16 protein-coding genes and 1 pseudogene are annotated in these 16,258 nt (G+C 45.6%); all 17 read right to left on the bottom strand.

What is annotated here, in order from left to right:
• Window positions 1-9 precede the first annotated feature (9 nt).
• The 17 genes and pseudogenes from RWX26_RS00450 to metA all read right to left on the bottom strand — a co-directional run bounded on the left by RWX26_RS00450 (window position 10) and on the right by metA (window position 16,155).
• Window positions 10-1,749: an ABC transporter ATP-binding protein gene (locus RWX26_RS00450; RefSeq protein WP_314578110.1), complete on the bottom strand. Its 1,740-nt coding sequence runs from the start codon at window positions 1,747-1,749 to the stop codon at window positions 10-12.
• A gap of 1 nt (window position 1,750) precedes the next feature.
• Window positions 1,751-3,493: an ABC transporter transmembrane domain-containing protein gene (locus tag RWX26_RS00445; RefSeq protein ID WP_314578107.1), complete on the bottom strand. Its 1,743-nt coding sequence runs from the start codon at window positions 3,491-3,493 to the stop codon at window positions 1,751-1,753.
• An 87-nt stretch (window positions 3,494-3,580) separates the two neighbouring features.
• The gene (locus tag RWX26_RS00440) at window positions 3,581-4,252 is read right to left on the bottom strand and encodes an MmcQ/YjbR family DNA-binding protein (RefSeq protein WP_314578104.1); all 672 of its coding nucleotides are present in this window, start codon (window positions 4,250-4,252) and stop codon (window positions 3,581-3,583) included.
• A gap of 34 nt (window positions 4,253-4,286) precedes the next feature.
• A complete protein-coding gene (locus RWX26_RS00435) occupies window positions 4,287-4,919 on the bottom strand; it encodes a copper homeostasis protein CutC (protein ID WP_314578102.1) in 633 nt (210 codons plus the stop codon).
• Between the two features lie 64 nt (window positions 4,920-4,983).
• On the bottom strand, window positions 4,984-5,844 hold the full coding sequence (locus RWX26_RS00430; protein WP_314578099.1) for a GNAT family N-acetyltransferase: 861 nt from the start codon (window positions 5,842-5,844) through the stop codon (window positions 4,984-4,986).
• A 90-nt stretch (window positions 5,845-5,934) separates the two neighbouring features.
• Entirely contained in the window at window positions 5,935-6,534 is a 600-nt protein-coding gene (locus RWX26_RS00425) for a hypothetical protein (RefSeq protein ID WP_002917067.1), read from the bottom strand.
• 203 nt (window positions 6,535-6,737) lie between these two features.
• Entirely contained in the window at window positions 6,738-7,784 is a 1,047-nt protein-coding gene (gene rfbB / locus RWX26_RS00420) for a dTDP-glucose 4,6-dehydratase (RefSeq protein WP_314578097.1), read from the bottom strand.
• A 241-nt stretch (window positions 7,785-8,025) separates the two neighbouring features.
• Window positions 8,026-8,619, bottom strand: a complete 594-nt coding sequence (locus RWX26_RS00415; protein ID WP_048791984.1) for a dTDP-4-dehydrorhamnose 3,5-epimerase family protein — start codon at window positions 8,617-8,619, stop codon at window positions 8,026-8,028.
• 4 nt (window positions 8,620-8,623) lie between these two features.
• On the bottom strand, window positions 8,624-9,493 hold the full coding sequence (rfbA, locus tag RWX26_RS00410) for a glucose-1-phosphate thymidylyltransferase RfbA (RefSeq protein WP_314578095.1): 870 nt from the start codon (window positions 9,491-9,493) through the stop codon (window positions 8,624-8,626).
• Between the two features lie 134 nt (window positions 9,494-9,627).
• Window positions 9,628-10,453: pseudogene (tmpA, locus tag RWX26_RS00405) on the bottom strand (ZIP family manganese transporter TmpA).
• Between the two features lie 22 nt (window positions 10,454-10,475).
• Complete coding sequence (locus tag RWX26_RS00400; RefSeq protein WP_314578092.1) at window positions 10,476-10,946, bottom strand: 8-oxo-dGTP diphosphatase; 471 nt, start codon at window positions 10,944-10,946, stop codon at window positions 10,476-10,478.
• 1 nt (window position 10,947) lies between these two features.
• Entirely contained in the window at window positions 10,948-12,042 is a 1,095-nt protein-coding gene (locus RWX26_RS00395) for an FAD-dependent oxidoreductase (protein ID WP_314578090.1), read from the bottom strand.
• 11 nt (window positions 12,043-12,053) lie between these two features.
• Window positions 12,054-12,851: a Nif3-like dinuclear metal center hexameric protein gene (locus tag RWX26_RS00390; RefSeq protein ID WP_314578088.1), complete on the bottom strand. Its 798-nt coding sequence runs from the start codon at window positions 12,849-12,851 to the stop codon at window positions 12,054-12,056.
• Window positions 12,838-13,527 (bottom strand): tRNA (adenine(22)-N(1))-methyltransferase TrmK, encoded by a 690-nt coding sequence (locus RWX26_RS00385; RefSeq protein ID WP_314578087.1) that lies wholly within the window; start codon window positions 13,525-13,527, stop codon window positions 12,838-12,840. Before RWX26_RS00385 ends, RWX26_RS00390 begins: the two co-directional genes overlap by 14 nt.
• Window positions 13,528-13,668: 141 nt before the next feature.
• The gene (yghU, locus tag RWX26_RS00380; protein ID WP_314578085.1) at window positions 13,669-14,457 is read right to left on the bottom strand and encodes a glutathione-dependent disulfide-bond oxidoreductase; all 789 of its coding nucleotides are present in this window, start codon (window positions 14,455-14,457) and stop codon (window positions 13,669-13,671) included.
• 67 nt (window positions 14,458-14,524) lie between these two features.
• Window positions 14,525-15,205, bottom strand: coding sequence for a DnaD domain-containing protein (locus RWX26_RS00375; RefSeq protein ID WP_314578084.1), 681 nt, complete (start codon window positions 15,203-15,205; stop codon window positions 14,525-14,527).
• An 8-nt stretch (window positions 15,206-15,213) separates the two neighbouring features.
• Entirely contained in the window at window positions 15,214-16,155 is a 942-nt protein-coding gene (gene metA / locus RWX26_RS00370) for a homoserine O-succinyltransferase (RefSeq protein ID WP_314578081.1), read from the bottom strand.
• Between the last annotated feature and the right edge of the window lie 103 nt (window positions 16,156-16,258).

Here is a 16,258-nt window from a genome sequence, read left to right as displayed (position 1 = left end):
TCAGGCTTTTCAAGACTCCATCATTCCAGCCTGGAGTTGGTACATTTTCTTATAGGTTCCATCTTGAGCTAGCAATTCTTCGTGACTGCCGGATTCGATAATGCGACCCTTATCTAAGACATAAATGCAGTCGGCATCCTGAATGGTAGACAGACGGTGGGCAATGGCAATGGTTGTCCGTCCCTGCCGCATTTTTCTCAGTGAGGCTTGAATTAACTCCTCTGTCTCCGAATCAATATTGGCTGTCGCCTCATCCAAAATCAAGATTTTAGGCTTGGTGGCGATGGTTCTGGCAAAGGCTAGAAGCTGCCGCTGACCGCTGGAAAATGTCGCTCCCCGCTCAGTCACAGGGGCATCATAGCCTTGAGGGAGCTGACTGATAAAGCCATGAGCATCTACAAACTTAGCCGCTTCTATAATCTCTTCACGCGTCAGCTGCTCTTGGTAAAGCTGAATATTGGAAGCAACTGTACCGTGATAAAGGAAGGGATCCTGCAAAACAAGGCCAATCTTTCGTCTCAGCTCCTCCTGACTAAAATCTTTAATATCACGGCCATCAATCAAAATCTGCCCCCGCTCAAACTCATAAAAACGCAGGAAGAGATTGATAATAGAGGACTTGCCAGAGCCAGTCGAGCCCACAAAGGCAATCGTCTGGCCTTTTTTGACTGAAAAGGAGATATCCTGCAAAACATCACGCTTCCCATCATAAGAAAAGGAAACATGCTTGAATTCGATACTGCCATCTTGGATTTGCAGGTCTTGATTAGCCTGCTCAGGCTCATAGTCTGTGCGGTCCATGATTTCAAAAACCCGTTCCGCAGCAACCATAGATGTCTGTAAAACAGAGTAATTCTGCATAACATCAATCAAAGGATTAAAAAGCTGATTAACATACTGGATAAAGGCATACATAATACCTGCCGTAATACCCGCCACTTGCCAAGTCAAGCCAAAGTAAGTCAGAATCACTCCATAAGCCAAGATTTTCAGCAGGGACATGGCCGGTCTCAGAAAGAGACTGTTGATATTGAGATAGCGATTGGTAAAGCCTAAATGCTGACCATTGATTTCTTCAAATTCCCGCAGCAAGCGCTTCTCTTGCCCAAATGCCTGAATAATCCGCATCCCTTCAATACTCTCAGATAGTTTGACATTCAAATCGCTGAGCTTATTTCGGACCTGCTTGAGCTGACGATTGGATAAATGCTGATAGAGCAAGATAGAGGCTGCCATCAGAGGCAAAAAGAGAGCGATCATGAAGGTCAATTGCCAGTTGAGGGCAAACATAGCGCTCAAAGTAACAACTAAAATCAGCAAAGAGCTCAAAAAATTAGAAAAAATCTCACTGAACATATCTGCGACTGCCTGAGTATCATTGGTCAGGCGGGAAACGATAGCACCAGCTGGCGTTTTATCAAAATAAGCCATTTGCAGACGCTGGATATTGGCAAAGCTTTCCTGTCGCAAGTCCCGAACCACACTTTGAGCCACACGCGCAAAGAAATACTTTCCCAAGAAGGTAAAAAGTACCCGCAAGAGGAAAAGACCATAGTAAAGAGCCAATAAAGGCAGGCCAGCCCAGGCTTGATTGCGGCCGATAAACTGATCAATAAAATAGCGGGCCAGAAGCGGCAATGCCGTTGTGACCAGAGTCGTCAGCAGGATGAAGGTCAAGGCCATGCTGCTCACTATCCTGTAGCGCCACATATAGCCTAGGAGGCGATGAAAAGTTGCTTTCTTTTTCATGTTAATCTTCCTCCTTCAAGCTTTCTGCCAGCTGCTGATTGTGGTATGTCTGAGCATACCAGCCTTTTTGCTCCAATAGCGCTTGGTGAGTGCCCCGCTCCTTGATCCGTCCCTCTTCCATAACCAAAATCAGGTCTGCATGCACCAAGGCCGACAGCCGATGAGCTGTGATGATGGTAGTCTTGCCAGCACGCTCAGACTTTAGATTTTCTAAAATCAGGTGCTCCGTCTTGGCATCAACAGCCGACAGGGAATCATCCAAAATCAGAATTTCAGGATTGGTAATAATAGCTCTACTCATCGCCAAGCGCTGCTTCTGCCCACCAGACAGAGACAAGCCCCGCTCGCCAACAATTGTATCCAACCCCTCTGGCATAGCCTGAATATCCTCATACACACCGCAGAGTTGAGCGGCAGCTAGAACCTGACTATCCGTCAACTGAGGATTAGCAAAGCGAATATTATCCCGAATCGACAGAGCAAAGAGCATCTGTTCCTGTGGTACATAGCCGATGAGACGACGCAAATCTTTGAGACGGTACTCCCGGATATCATGGTCATTCAGAAAGATAGCCCCCTCCTGAATATCCTGCTCCCGCAGCAGCAAGCGCAGAAGAGTGGTCTTCCCTGAGCCAGTCTGTCCGACAATTCCCAGTGTCTGTCCCTGCTCAATGGAAAAATGAATATCCGATAAACTAGTCTCCTCGGCATAAGAAAACTTCTGAATGTCATAATCCAATCGACCATTTTCTGCATGTGAGAGGGGTTGTTCAGCTTCCTTGACCTCCGACTCCTGAGCCAGCAACTTCTCAATCCGTTCATAGGAAACAGCCCCTCGCTGGCCGATGTTAAAAAGATAGCCTGTCGCCTGCAGCGGCCAAACCAGCATATCCAGATAAGTGATAAAAGTAACCAACTCTCCTATGGTAAACTGCCCTTGGGAGATAAAAATTCCACCGAAAATCAAGGTCAAAACATAAGAAAGACCAATAAAAAGCAAAACCAAGGGATCAAAAAGAGAATCGTACTTGGCAGCCAAAACGTTTTTTTCGTAGACTTCCTGATTTGTCTTGGCAAAAGACTGAGTCTCAGCTTCCTGATAGCCAAAGGACTTGGTCACTCGAATCCCTGAAACACTCTCCTGAACCTTATTGTTCAAATCCGAAAAAGCCTCTTGAGCAGCCTTAAAACTTTCATGATTTTTTCGGCCAATCAAGCCCGTTCCCCAGGACAAGAAGGGCATAGGCACAATGGCAATCAAAGTCAGCCGCCAGTCCAAAATGAAAAACATAGTCAGCAGGGTCACCAAGGCTGTAATAGAAGCATCCACAGCTGACATGACTCCGCCACCAGCTAGACTGACAACTGCATTGATATCGTTGGTTGCATGAGCCATCAAGTCCCCTGTTCGGTATTTCTGATAAAAAGAGGGAGACATGTGAGTAAAATGCTCGAACAATCGAGAGCGCAGAATCCGTCCCAGATTATTGGACGTCCCTAAGATATAAAGGCGCCAGACATAACGCAGGCCGTACATGATAAAAGCTGAAGCAATTAGCAACAGCAAATTAAAGAGCAACTCTTGAGAAGTCAGATGTTTGCTAGCAATTCGGTCAATAACCTGACCGATGACTCTGGGCGGTATCAGATTGAAGACACTGACCAAGGACAAGGCCAAGATACCGATGATATAGCGCCGCTTTTCCAACTTAAAAAACCAGGCTAATTTTCTAATGAGGTTCATAATTTCTCCTATTCTTACTAGTCTTTTTATTATACTGTTTTTTGAGGAAAAATGAAACACAGCGGATTGGAGCGCTGTGCTTCGATTCTATTTTTTACTGGTCAGCTGGTAACTAACAGCCAGTAAATCAAAGATTTCCTGATCGCTCAGGCTATCATCCAAGGGCAGACTGAGCCAATATTTCTTATTCATGTGAAAGGCCGGGTAAATGCCCTTTTTCTGAATCAGCTCTGCCACATGGTCATTCTTAACATTCAGCACCTCAATAGCGCCCCTTCGCTCTGCTTCAAACTTTGACCAGTCTGTGGTCAGAAAGGCTCCGTACCATTTTTTACTGTCCTGGTGGCGGAAAACTCCAGCCTTGGTCGAGCTCTTTCTGGACGACTTCTCCCAGAGGTACTCTATTTGCCCCTGATAAACCTCAGACGCATGATCCCGCAGTCGCTTACTCTGCTCATAGAGAAAGCCAACCTCGTCAAAACAGTGCTGACGGATAGACAGCAGTACTGCCTGACAAGCTTCACGAACCTGACCGACAAACTCACCCGTCACTTGCTCCATCTTGACCTGTAGATAGGCGTCATCAGTATCACAGTCAAAAACCTGATAGTCCAGCTTCCCATCTCTGATAGTTATTTCCAAGCGAAAGTCACCCTTCATAATCTTCTGCGAGAAACGGTAAGCTCCATCAGACTCCTTAAAGCCGTAAGTCTGAAGCTTATCTGGATTAGCCTTGTATTTTTCAAATAGTTCCAACATCTACTTAGCCGCTGCTAGCGCAGCTTACCCCTCCTTAAAATACAATTTTAGTTCCATGCAGCTGGTCAACCGCCAGACTATCTATAACTTCCTGGCGATTGCCTAGATCAATGCCGCCACCTGGCATGATATCTATCCGGCCTGCAGCATGCTCAATTAGTTCATCCAGCCAAGCAAAATGCTCCTCAATCGGCTTATTGGCAGGTCCTCCGTGGGTCAAAATTCGCTGGACGCCGTTCTCAATCAGCCAGTCCATTTCGCCAAACTGGTATTCAGCGGGTATCGCGTCAAAAGCCATGTGAAAGACTACTTCCAGTCCCTTGCAAGCCTCTAGCAGGCGCTGCATCTTCGGAACATCTATTTCGTTCTTCTCCGTCAAGACACCAAAAACGACTCCCTGACTGCCGGCTTCCTTGGCTTTTTGGATATCAGTCAGCATAATCTCAATTTCAAGATCAGTGTAAACAAAATCACCGCCCCGTGGCCGAATCATGGTCATCACAGTCGCACCATAAAGCTTGGCTAAGCCGACAGCGGCTCGAATTACGCCGTAGCTGGGCGTCGTACCACCGACAGCCAGATTATCACAGAGCTCAATCCGCTGGGCTCCAGCCTTCATAGCCTTTTCTAACAAGGTTACATTTTCCGCACAAAATTCATAAAGCATCATCTCACCTCTGATTCAATATATTGATTCCATCTATCTATTATAACACAAGAGCTTCGCGATATCAGCTCTTATCAAATTTTCTAGCTTCTCTCTTACACCAATCAAGCCAATGGATCTGATAGTCTTCCTTGGACAAGATGCGGTTCTGTAAATCAGCTATAGAGAAGATGCCTCTTTCCTCACAAGTCTGGACACAGTATCGATAAAAGTCCCAGTTAAGCTCGTCCCTATCATAATAGATGGGAATATGAGAAAGGCCAGCCTGATAAGCCTTAAAGGCTCTGATATGTCCATCAGTAAAGAAAATTTTGCCATCCATGCGCTTGACAGGTAAAGCTTCAAGTTCTTGTTGGTCAAAATCAATACAAATCCTGTCCAGCTTTTCCCGTGAAAGGTAGAACTGACTGGGCTGAATCTGTGCCAAGGGCAAGGTCAAATCAAGTGTATAAGATTTGCCTTTCTCCATAGCATGAGTTGGATAGAAACCAAGCGACTCAAACAAACTGCGAGAGGACTGATTGAAATCATAAATTTCTTGAACTACTAGTTTTTGATAGCCTAGATTGCGTGCGCGCTGTATCAAAGCAGAAAGAACTTTCTTGCCAATGCCTTTCCCGCGGTAGTCCGCTTTTCCAATGACAATCGGCAAATCATCTTGCCAAAAGGTCACATCCCCAATGGGTAGCCAGCACTCCTTCTCCCATACTTCAATAAAATACACTTCACCTTGCCTGGCAAGATATTCATACATCCTTTGAACTCGCTCTGGCGGATAGGGGTCTCTACTACCATCAATCATATAAATCATATCTGGATCTTGGTACCAGTCTATGGCCAACTCAAACTCGCCATCATAGGCTCGCAAACGCAGATTGTCATCAATAACAATCAACTCCTCTTGCAGGATATTAGGAATAGGCATCTTTTCTCCCTCACAATGCTATTGTTCAAATAATAGTATAAAAACTCCATTTGATTCGGAAGACTTCTTCCTCAAATGAAGTTTTCTTTTTTAGATTCCATAACCCATGCTGAACTGGATTTTAGCAGCTCCATTCTGGAAGCTGATTTTGTTAATGCTGTATTGACTCTGCGGCAGAGCTAGAAGGAAACTATCTCCCTCCGTCGTGATAGATGAATTTGAAGCCTGCATTTGTTGCTTCAGCATGCCTGTCACCCAAGATTTAGGGATAGGAAGAGAGCCCAGCTTGGCACTATCGATTGTGATGTGCAAGACATTATCCCTCACCGTCACATCCACCTCTAGGTCCAGCTTACTGTCAATGAAGAGCAGCTTGACTGGATACTGGATGCGCAGCTTATTGCCTTCAATACTGTAAACACTGTTCAGCAGCTCCTGATTCTCAGAGTCAGCCAGAAAAGACTTGAGCACCTGATTAAGCTGGACGCTATTGAGAGAAACTTCCGTGCTGACTCCCTGAGCCGTCACATTGGCATTGCTCAAAGCTGGCTCAATAATACTCATCCAGGAAGCACTGCCTTGAACATTCTTTAATTGTTCACTTTGATTAACAGATGCAGGAACCAGAAACAGGACTGCTGCAAGCAACAGCACCAAACCAATTCCCACTACTCTTTTTACCATTTTCATGTTTGTATTCCTTTAATTTGAGAAAATCCCTTTAGCTAAAAACACAGAAAGGATTTATCTTATTTTACACTATTTTTGCATAATTTTCTGTAACAAACATATTAAAAAGCTAACAATCCTGTGAGAAAAGGCTGGGACAGATAATCCCAGCCTCTCAATCTCATAGCGCTAGTTTTACAAGGCTCATCATAGATAGCCTATTCTTACTTAATCACTTCTTGAGTCTTAGCATAGTTGGCTTCAACTGCTGCTTTTTCTGATTTCCACCAGTCTTGGTTATCCGTGTACCACTTGATAGTCTCTTTGAGACCTGCTTCAAAGTTGGTAAACTCTGGCTTCCATCCTAGCTCATCGCGAAGCTTGCTGGCATCAATGGCATAGCGGAGGTCGTGGCCGGCACGGTCTGTCACATGATCATAAGCATCAGCTGGCTGTCCCATTTCCTTGAGAATCAGCTCCAGCACTTCCTTGTTATTTTTTTCACCGTCAGCACCAATCAAGTAAGTTTCGCCGATTTGTCCCTTGGTCAGAATTGTCCAGACGCCTGATGAATGGTCATTCGTATGAATCCAGTCACGGACGTTTTTACCTTCACCGTAGAGTTTTGGCTTGATACCACTCAGGATATTGGTGATTTGGCGCGGAATGAACTTCTCGATGTGCTGGTAAGGTCCGTAGTTGTTTGAACAGTTAGAAATAGTCGCTTTAACGCCAAATGAGCGCACCCAAGCTTTAACGATTAAGTCTGAAGCTGCCTTGGTTGATGAGTAAGGCGAGCTTGGATTGTACTTGGTTTCAGCCGTAAATTTCTCACCTGGTCCTTCTCCATGACCTGGCAAATCTTCACGCAGAGGCAGGTCACCATAGACTTCATCAGTCGATACATGGTGGAAACGAATGTCGTACTTACGAGCTGCTTCCAAAAGCGTGTAAGTTCCGATGAAGTTGGTGTGAATGAATGGACTCGGATCATTGAGCGAGTTATCATTGTGGCTTTCTGCAGCGTAGTGAACGATAGCATCCGCTTCAGCTGCCAACTTATCTACCAAGGCTGCGTCAGCAATATCTCCAACAACCAGCTCAACGCGGTCACCTAAAATTTCTTCAATATTGGCACGATTTCCCGCGTAAGTCAGTTTGTCCAGCACTGTCACATGGACATCTGGAAAGTTATTGTAAACATAGTGGACAAAGTTAGAACCGATAAAACCAGCTCCACCTGTCACGATAATTTTTTTGTATTCAGTCATTTTTATTCCTTAACTTTTTTATAATTGCCTTAAGTGGTAGGGACGCAAGCAAACCTCCGGTTTCATTGCTTATTTTTGAGCCTAATGTCTCAAAAATCCCCTGTCATGTAACAAACTAAACAATTTGTTACATGACTTACACCACAGCAGCAATCATTTCTTCCACTCGCTTCGCTCGGATAGGAGCTGAGCTAAATCATAGATTTCAGTATCAATTAATGAATCAGAAAAGAATTCTTTTTTACAAATCTTCTTTTCTTAGAGGTTTGACATCCTTAAGTAATGGATGGTTCTTGTCTGCTTCTGAGACTTCTGCTGCTTCTAGGTTTTCCCACTGGATACCTAAAGCTGGGTCTGCATAGTTGACAAAGGCATACTTAGGTTTGAGTTCCAAAGCCCAGTAGTCATTGACCAGATAGCTATAGGAAACGGTATCAGAAAGGACTTGGAAGCCGTTGGCTACACCACGTGGCACAAAAATCCCCTTGCTAGCATCGATTACTGTCTGGTAGGTATTGCCAAAGGTCTCACCTTCCCGCAAGTCGACCCAAGACCCCAGCACCTTACCGTCATCTGCAACAGAGATGTACTTGTCCCATGGCTCAGCATGAAGACCACGCAGAACATTTTTACGAGAAAAGCTGACATTATTCTGCAGTTTTCCTTCTGCAAAGAAACTTTCAGGAAAGCCTAGCGGCAGCATTTTTTCCTTTTGGAAATTCTCCTTAAACCAGCCTCGATTGTCCCCACGAACAGGGATATCAAACTCCAGCATTCCAGGGATTCCAGAAACCTCACGCGCTGCTAATTCCTTATCAAAAAATTGTTCCGTCATCTTCTTATTCTTCTCCAATCAAGCGCAAAAGATAGTGGCCATATTCATTCTTTTTCAATGGCTGCGCCAATTCATGCACTTGCTCTTTGCTGATATAGCCCATACGATAGGCAATTTCTTCCAGATTTGCCACCTGAACGTTCTGCATACGCTGAACTGTTTCGATATATTGAGCGGCTTCTAAGAGACTTTCGTGGGTACCTGTATCCAACCAAGCAAAACCACGTCCCATGAGCTCAACAGACAAATCACCACGTTCCAAGTAAGCCTTGTTGACATCTGTGATTTCCAGTTCTCCGCGAGGGCTTGGCTTGATGTTCTTGGCAATTTCTACGACATCATTATCGTAGAAATACAGTCCTGTCACTGCATAGTTAGAGCGTGGCTGTTCCGGTTTTTCTTCGATGGAGATAGCATTCATATTTTCATCAAATTCTACTACACCAAAGCGTTCTGGATCCTTGACATGGTAGCCAAAAACAGTTGCTCCTTTTTCCTTAGCAGCAGCATTTTGGAGCATTTTACTCAGACCTGGTCCATGGTAAATATTATCCCCAAGAATCAGCGCCACGCGGTCATCTCCAATAAAATCCGCCCCAATGATAAAGGCTTGTGCCAGCCCGTCCGGACTTGGCTGCTCTGCATAGGAGAGCTTGATGCCAAACTCAGATCCATCACCCAGCAGATCCTCAAAACGAGGCAGATCCGTCGGAGTGGAGATAATCAAGATGTCCTTGATACCAGCCAGCATAAGAGTTGACAGCGGATAATAAATCATGGGTTTGTCATAAACCGGCATGAGCTGTTTTGACGCAGCGCGGGTCAATGGATACAAACGTGTACCAGAACCACCTGCAAGAATAATACCTTTCATATGAGTTTCCTCTCTTAATGTATTCTCCTTATTTTACCATTTTTGAAAGCAGATGTCATCCTTTTCACTATCCTTAAATAAAAGAAAAAGAGCGGAAATTCAGCTTTCTTTCGCTCTTTGATTCTAAGTTGGCATCACCCCAAAGCCACATCCAAGACCATCATGAGAACAAAGCCCACCATGAGACCTAAAGTCGCTACATCTGTATTGCCATTGGTCTGCGAATCCGGTATCAGCTCCTCTACCACCACGAAAATCATAGCACCCGCCGCAAAGGATAGGGCATAGGGCAGAATAGCCGTCATGGCCATAACAGCAACTGCCCCTAGAACAGCCCCAATTGGCTCTACAATCGCAGACATGGAACCCCAGTAAAAGGCTTTAAGCCGAGACTTGCCGTCTGTTCGAATCGGAATGGACAGAGCCGCTCCTTCTGGGACGTTCTGCAGGCCAATTCCCAAAGCTAGGCCAATCGCGCCGACAAAGGCTTCTGGGCTAGGATTGGCTGCCAAAGCACCAAAGGCTACTCCGACTGCCAAACCTTCCTGGAAAATTGTGAATGGTAATGGCTAAAAAGAGCAGGGCAGTCTTGGAGAGCTTCTTTCGGCTATGCTCAGGAACACTCTCAGCCTCCGAAATGTCTTTGCTTAAGTGTAAGTGAGGCACCACCGCATCAATCAACCGCAGGAAAAAACCTCCCACTAAAAAGCCAATCGCTGCAGGAAGCCAAGACAGCTTGCCATAAGAAACTTCCGCATACTCAATCGACGGTGCCAAAAGCGACCAAAAGGAAGCCGCAATCATGACGCCTGCCGCAAATCCCATCATAATATCCAGCAGCTTGCGACTGACCTGTTTAAAGAAAAATACAACAGCTGAGCCTACAATGGTACACCCCCATGTAAAAAGCCCAGCCAAGAATGCCTGCATAACCACAGGCTGCGATTGTAACCAATCCATAACTTCTCCTTATCCTCTAAAATCAATCATACAAAATCGTCTTGGTTTCCCCGATACAGTGCTTTTCCTCATTCCAGTAATGAATCCGCTCGAAAGAGCCTTTCCGCCAGTAGAGAGGCAAACGTTCACGTATGTCGTCCTGCATATCTATTTGGTCAAGTTCCGAAATCTTCCACCATTTGGGCTCCCCTTCATGATCGTTTCCCCTGACTTGCCCCTCAAAGGCAGTACAAAGAAAATCATAATACACATACCGTTCTTTTTTACTCGGATTAGTGAATCCTGAAATTCCCTTCAATTCCATATTTAGAGCAGTCAGCCCCGTTTCTTCTTTTAACTCGCGCCTTGCAGCTTCGAAAAAAGATTCTGGAAACTCCACCTTCCCGCCTGGTTGTATCCACCCTTTAAAGTTATCATGCTTGCGATTAAGCAGTAAAATTTCATCATCTTTTTTCACACAAATATTGACCCAATTCAAAATGGTTTCTGCCATATCAAACCTTCTTCACATACCTCTCGATAGGATAGTCAGCTGGATTCAGCTGTCCCACTTCTCCTAAAGCCATCTGAGCTAATTGGAGTCCGATGAGTGGGCCAGTTGTCAGACCAGAAGAGCCTAGTCCGCTGGCAGCGTAAACATTTGACAAGTTTGGAACAGCTCCAAAGAAAGGAGCAAAATCGCTGGTATAAGCCCGTGTTCCCACGCGCTCGCCTAAAATCTCTGCAGTAGCCAACCTCGGCAAATAAGTTTCCGCTTCTTGCTGCAACTGATTCAGCAGTTTCTTATCTACCGTCAAATCAAAGCCCTGATCATTTTCATGACTGGCCCCGACGCTGATCTTGCCTGCCAGAAAGGGAATGATATCCAGCTCGCCCTCAGGCATAACAACTGGGTAGTCATCCGTCTTTTCAGCCAGCTTGAAATCACGTAGCTGTCCTTTTTGCGGCCGAACATCTGTCTTATAGCCCAGTGGCTGCAAGATTTCTCCCAACCAAGCCCCCACAGCTAAGATAACACTGTCAAAGCTGCGTCCGTTCACCAGAAGTTGCTCTCCTTCTACTGCCAGGCTTACCTTTTTCTCAACCAACTCTGCCTTGCTGGCTTTCAGAAGCGTCTCCGTCAAGAGTGCTCCCTCCACACGGGCGCCGCCGGAAGCATAAAGAAGCCGCTCAAAGCATTGCAAGTCTGGAAATTTCTCATGGGCTTCCTGAAGGCTGAGAAGACTCAAGTCCCCTATTAAGGGCGACTCTTCACGACGATTAGAAGCCAAATCATAAAGTTCCTGTAGCTTGCTCTCATCCTTTTTCAGCAGATAAACACCTGTCTGTTGGTAAAAGTCTGTCTGAATACCAGCTGCTTTCAGATCCGCAATCAAGTTCTGATAAAAATCAGCGCCCAGACGTGCCATTCTGTACCAAGCCTTATTGCGACGTTTGGAAAACCAAGGACTGATAATGCCAGCTGCTGCCTTGGTCGCCTGCCCCTTACCGTCATCAAAGACAGTCACTTCCACATCTGGGGATTTTGAAAGATAGTAAGCCACTGTTGAGCCGACAATTCCAGCACCAATTACTGCTACTTTTTTCATGTCACTCCCTCTCAAATATGTCGGAAAGGATTGGTCCAAGCCTGACTAGCCAGAATCTCAATCTCCCAGCCCTCTTCTGCCTTCCAAGTATCAAGCTTTTCTTTTAATTTTTTCGTAAATAGAACCTCGATATGATGTCCAGGATCCAGCGCAAAAAGCCCTTCTGTCAGCATTTCCTGAGCAGTGTGATAGTAGATATCACCTGTAATGTAGACCTGCGCTCCCTTGGCAATGGCCTCTGGATAAAAGGACTGACCGCTGCCACCACAAATAGCCACACGCTCAATCACGCGTTCGAGATCTGCTTCTTTATAAGCGACCATACGCAAGCTATCTAGTCCAAAACTTGCCTTGACCTTAGCCGCAAAGTCCCCAAATGTCTGAGGAGCAATCCTCCCCACGCGGCCAATGCCGTAATCTGGCCCCGTCTGACTAAGAAAACTTGTCTCCTCAATCTCTAAAAGCTGACAGAACCAGTCATTAAGCCCGTCCTCCACAACATCAATATTGGTATGACTGACATAGACAGCAATATCATGCTTGATGAGGTCTAAAATCATCTGATTTTGCGCCTTATCCACCACTAGGTTCTTGAGCGGGCGAAAAATAGGCGCATGCTTAACGATAATCAGTCCAGCACCTGCCTCAATAGCCTCCGCCACTGTCTGCTCACGAATATCCAGCGCCACTAGAACCTTGTCCACTTCCTTATCCAAAGTCCCGATTTGCAAGCCTGAAATGTCGCCCTCAATGGACAGTTCTTGCGGGCAATAGGCTTCATAACGGGCGATGATTTCACTTGCTAACATGGAGCACCTCCTTGATATTTTCGATTTTTTGGGACATAGCAGAGCGTTCCAGCTGATTCTTTTCTGGGATATGGGCTAGAGCTCCTTCAAGTTTCTTCAGTTCTTTCTGCCATCTTAACTGAAAAACAGACGATTGCTTTTTTAGCAGGAAAGGCCCGAAGCGTTTTTCTTGCTCTGTCAAAGTTTGCTGGCCGGCTTCTGCCACTAGGATTTCGTAAAACTTACCAGCCTCTTCTAAGATATCCTCAGCCAGCAAGCGAAAGCCGCTAGATACCAGCCAGCTGCGAAGCTCATCCTCTCGGTTATTAGGCTGCAAAATCAAGCGGGAAATAGCTCCAAGCTTAGCTCTGCCATTTTCCAAAATCTCTGAAATCAAGCGACCACCCATGCCAGCTATAACGATGGTGTCAATCTGATCTTCCGCTTCAAAAGCCGCCAGACCATTGGCAAGACGAACCTCAATCTGCTCCGTCAGCCCATGCTCTGCCACATTTTTCTGGGCAGACTGAAAAGGCCCCTCTACCACTTCTCCAGCCAGAGCCTTCTCAATCCGTCCTTCCTGAATCAGGTAAATAGGCAGATAGGCGTGATCGCTCCCAACATCCAGCAACTTTGCCCCATCCGGCACAAAAGCAGCTACTCGCTCCAAGCGTTGGGAAATAGTCCTTTTTTGCATTGCTCACTCTTTTCTAAACATTCTTCTATTCAGTATATCATTTTTAAGGGCATAAAAAAAGCAGCGAAAGAAAAATCAGCCTGTTGATAAACTGATTTTGTCTCGCCACTTGATGATGGGAAGCTCCTACCCATCAAATGTTTATTTGATTTCCTGATACTCGGCAGCTAAACAGCGCTGAACCGCCGGACGAACTGCAATCTTCTCCGCCCAAGTAACTAGATGTTTGTAGGAGGGAGCATCCAAGAACTCAGCTGCGCCTGAATAGAGCTTATCCTGTACTAACTGCCCATACCAAGACCAGATAGCAATATCAGCAATACTGTAGTCATCTCCAGCGATATAAGCTTTCTTGGCTAATTCTTTGTCCAACAAATCCAGCTGTCGCTTGGCTTCCATCGTAAAGCGGTTGATAGGATATTCTAGCTTTTCTGGAGCATAGTTAAAGAAATGACCAAATCCGCCTCCCAAGAAGGGCGCCGCTCCTGTCTGCCAGAAGAGCCAGTTGAGCACCTCAGTTCGACCTTCCAAATCTGACGGAATCAGCTTTCCAAACTTCTCTGCTAGATAGAGTAGGATATTCGCAGACTCGAAGACAGGAATCGGCTTATCGGCTGACTGGTCCAACAAGGCCGGAATCTTGGAGTTGGGATTGAGTTTCACAAAATCTGAGCCAAACTGGTCGCCATCCATGATGCTGATCTTATAGAGGTCATAGGTTGCCTCTGTCACACCTGCTGCCAGTAGTTCCTCCAGCATAATCGTCACCTTGACTCCATTAGGTGTCCCAAGTGAATAAAGCTGAAAAGGCTCTTTACCGACTGGAAGCTTCTGCTCAAAGCGTGCGCCTGCAGTAGGTTGATTGATACCTGAAAATTTTCCTTGGTCGCTGTCCGCAGCGGACCAGACTTTTGGCAATTGATAGGTCATACTTTTCTCCTTTTTTATAAAACCAAGAGCCTGTCATATCTAACAGGCCACCATAAATCTAATAAAGTCAGTCCTTCCACAAATTCATGGCATTGAGGAAATCATCTGAAACTGTCACATTTTGAGGATTAGCGGCTTCACGTTCTTCCCGCTTGGCTTCTACCTGAGCAAGCGTAGTGATGCCTTCTTTACGCCAATTGCGCAAGATAGCCTGAATATACTTCCAGTTGGCCTTGCCATTAAACACAGCCTCACGAAGAGCAGCCTTGACCAAGTCAGGATTGGTTTTATCGTCTTGAACAGTCTTGGTCAAGTCCTCAATTTCAAAGGGTGTCAAGAGACGGCCCAGCTCCTGCTGGAAGGTCTCCACCAAGTCTTTCAAAACATTCTGAGGTGCCTTTACCACAGTCTGCGGACCACTTTTGGCTGCCAGCAGTTCATCCAGCTTTTCTAAAGCCGGTGAAGCATCAAAGATAACCTCTGTCTCTCCATTCAGCTCAATGGTCTTATACTGCAAGAGACCTTTCTCTGTCAGATGGGACATAGAGCGATTGACTTCTGACAGGGTCTTGCCAATATGCTCCGCAATCTGACTAGGCGCCAGCTCTTCCAGAGAAGTAGTATTTTGCAGATAGAAAAACTGCCAGACCAAAAAATCATCGCTGGAATCAAAGATGTCCTTAAAATGTAAAAGAAGGGCACTCGGGATTACTAGATTGCCCGATTTAAAAGCTGATAAATAAGTCATGTCACCTCTTATAGATAAGCAAAAAACGATACATCATTTTCAGGACTCTCCCAGTCGAAAGGCGTCTCCTGATAGACAGCATAATTGACCCAATTGCTGAAAAAGAGTGCCGCGGCCGAACTCCAACGCAAGGCCGGTGTCGCATGGACATCATCGTTTTTAAAATAATTCTCTGGAATGTGTGGATTCTTCCCTGCCTTCAAATCGCGGAAATACTCTTTAGATAGAGTATCGCGGTCGTATTCCATGTGACCGAAGCTATACACCTCTCGCAAGTCTCGGCTAGCCAGCACAGAGAGGCCAATATCTTCACCATATGAGAGAATTTCCAGATTGGTCAGATTGACAATATCTTCCTTCAGAACTTCAGTATGCCGGGAATGCGGCGCATAAAAGTCATCGTCAAAGCCACGGAAAAGTAGATTACTGCTGTCAGCTGACTGGCTATAGACACCCGATAATTTGCGCATCATTTGGTGCTTGTCAACGCCGTAGCGAGCGTAAAGTCCAGCCTGAGCTCCCCAACAGATATGCAGAGTCGAAAAGACATGGGTCTTGGACCATTCAATCACCTGCTGGAACTCTTCCCAGTAGTCCACCGCTTCAAAAGGCAGATGCTCTACCGGTGCACCAGTGATAATCAAGCCATCAAAATAGCGATTTTTAACCTCATCAAAAGTCTTATAGAAAGTCTCCATATGCTCTGCACGTGTCGTTTTAGACTGGTGAGAGCTCATGTAGAGGAAGTCAATAGTCAACTGCAGCGGAGTATTAGCCAAGTGGCGCAGTATCTGAGTCTCCGTCACCATTTTCTGGGGCATGAGATTGAGTACCAGAATATTCAGAGGGCGGATATCCTGATGGTCCGCCCTGTCGTCATCCATGACAAAGATATTCTCAGAACTTAAAATGTCAACAGCTGGCAGTTTCTTATCAATCTTAATTGGCATGAAAATATCTCCTTCAATCGTTAGAAAGGCTTGGAAATACTTTTCCAGCCTATTCTTTGTTTATCCAATGTACTTTCATTATACTGAAAGGAGATATAGTTTT

The sequence above is a fragment of the uncultured Streptococcus sp. genome (assembly GCF_963536705.1).
GTDB lineage: Bacteria > Bacillota > Bacilli > Lactobacillales > Streptococcaceae > Streptococcus.
This window is presented reverse-complemented; position numbering and strand designations above follow the sequence as displayed.

What these genes read in the sequence shown, in the direction of transcription:
- RWX26_RS00385 (WP_314578087.1), bottom strand. Translation starts at nt 13,527, where the DNA reads ATGCAAAAAAGGACTATTTCCCAACGCTTGGAGCGAGTAGCTGCTTTT.
- RWX26_RS00375 (WP_314578084.1), bottom strand. Translation starts at nt 15,205, where the DNA reads ATGACTTATTTATCAGCTTTTAAATCGGGCAATCTAGTAATCCCGAGT.
- RWX26_RS00450 (WP_314578110.1), bottom strand. Translation starts at nt 1,749, where the DNA reads ATGAAAAAGAAAGCAACTTTTCATCGCCTCCTAGGCTATATGTGGCGC.
- RWX26_RS00435 (WP_314578102.1), bottom strand. Translation starts at nt 4,919, where the DNA reads ATGCTTTATGAATTTTGTGCGGAAAATGTAACCTTGTTAGAAAAGGCT.
- RWX26_RS00390 (WP_314578088.1), bottom strand. Translation starts at nt 12,851, where the DNA reads ATGTTAGCAAGTGAAATCATCGCCCGTTATGAAGCCTATTGCCCGCAA.
- RWX26_RS00425 (WP_002917067.1), bottom strand. Translation starts at nt 6,534, where the DNA reads ATGAAAATGGTAAAAAGAGTAGTGGGAATTGGTTTGGTGCTGTTGCTT.
- RWX26_RS00430 (WP_314578099.1), bottom strand. Translation starts at nt 5,844, where the DNA reads ATGCCTATTCCTAATATCCTGCAAGAGGAGTTGATTGTTATTGATGAC.
- RWX26_RS00395 (WP_314578090.1), bottom strand. Translation starts at nt 12,042, where the DNA reads ATGAAAAAAGTAGCAGTAATTGGTGCTGGAATTGTCGGCTCAACAGTG.
- RWX26_RS00400 (WP_314578092.1), bottom strand. Translation starts at nt 10,946, where the DNA reads ATGGCAGAAACCATTTTGAATTGGGTCAATATTTGTGTGAAAAAAGAT.
- RWX26_RS00440 (WP_314578104.1), bottom strand. Translation starts at nt 4,252, where the DNA reads ATGTTGGAACTATTTGAAAAATACAAGGCTAATCCAGATAAGCTTCAG.
- rfbB (WP_314578097.1), bottom strand. Translation starts at nt 7,784, where the DNA reads ATGACTGAATACAAAAAAATTATCGTGACAGGTGGAGCTGGTTTTATC.
- RWX26_RS00415 (WP_048791984.1), bottom strand. Translation starts at nt 8,619, where the DNA reads ATGACGGAACAATTTTTTGATAAGGAATTAGCAGCGCGTGAGGTTTCT.
- RWX26_RS00445 (WP_314578107.1), bottom strand. Translation starts at nt 3,493, where the DNA reads ATGAACCTCATTAGAAAATTAGCCTGGTTTTTTAAGTTGGAAAAGCGG.
- rfbA (WP_314578095.1), bottom strand. Translation starts at nt 9,493, where the DNA reads ATGAAAGGTATTATTCTTGCAGGTGGTTCTGGTACACGTTTGTATCCA.
- metA (WP_314578081.1), bottom strand. Translation starts at nt 16,155, where the DNA reads ATGCCAATTAAGATTGATAAGAAACTGCCAGCTGTTGACATTTTAAGT.
- yghU (WP_314578085.1), bottom strand. Translation starts at nt 14,457, where the DNA reads ATGACCTATCAATTGCCAAAAGTCTGGTCCGCTGCGGACAGCGACCAA.